The 855-nt window shown below is 46.5% G+C and carries 1 protein-coding gene; it reads left to right on the forward strand.

Translation table 11 applies throughout. The annotated features are described in order from the left end of the window. The coding region (locus EK369_RS22845; RefSeq protein WP_164727085.1) for a chitin-binding domain-containing protein at positions 1-679 on the forward strand (679 nt) is incomplete at its 5' end. Positions 680-855: the final 176 nt, after the last annotated feature.

An 855-nucleotide genomic window follows, 5' to 3' on the forward strand; every position in this document is an offset into this window, starting at 1 on the left:
GTGCAGAATAACTCGCATTATCATCGGCAGATACAACCCGTGTCAGCAATACTTTATCGAGATGTTTAAATTTTTCGTTTTCGCCACCATGGCCACCATCGCCAGAGCCGGAGCACCCGTGGCCTTTGCTGCTGCACCTGCTCATTTGACCTACGCGGCACCTGCAGCTCACCTGGCGTACGCAGCACCACCAACCCCAATCGCGTATGCAGCCCCGGCACCAGTGGCCAAGGCTGTCGCCGTTGCAGATGCTGATTACGACCCCAACCCCCAATACTCGTACAGTTATAACGTCGAAGATGCTTTGACTGGTGACAGCAAGAATCAATTTGAGACACGTAACGGAGATTCCGTCCAGGGTAGTTACTCTCTCACTGAACCCGATGGCACGAGAAGGATCGTGGAATATACCGCTGACTCAGTTAATGGATTTAATGCTGTTGTACACAAGGAGCCTTTGGCCAAGGCGGTTGCAGTGGCTCCAGTTGCCTATGCAGCTCAACCAACTCCAGTTGCTTATGCAGCTCAACCAACTCCAGTTGCCTATGCAGCTCATCCATCTCCTGTTGCGTATGCAGCTCATCCAACACCAGTGGCTTATGCAGCGCCCGTGGCCAAATTCGCATACGCTGCCCCTGTAGCAAAGTTTGGCCCTTTGACTTACGCTAAAATTCACTAATATTGTCCTGTACCTACATTACATATGTCGACTGATTCTGGTATAATTTCTTTTTGTGTTATTTATTTGTTGTGTATATACATTTGGTAATAAATGTTTTCTGATTGAAAATTAGCAACATTATTATGTATTTAAGGTAAAAAGTAAATTTCTTCAAGGAATTCTTGATAAAATCC

The sequence above is a fragment of the Shimia sediminis genome (assembly GCF_003990645.1).
GTDB classification, from domain to species: Bacteria; Pseudomonadota; Alphaproteobacteria; order Rhodobacterales; family Rhodobacteraceae; genus Shimia; species Shimia sediminis.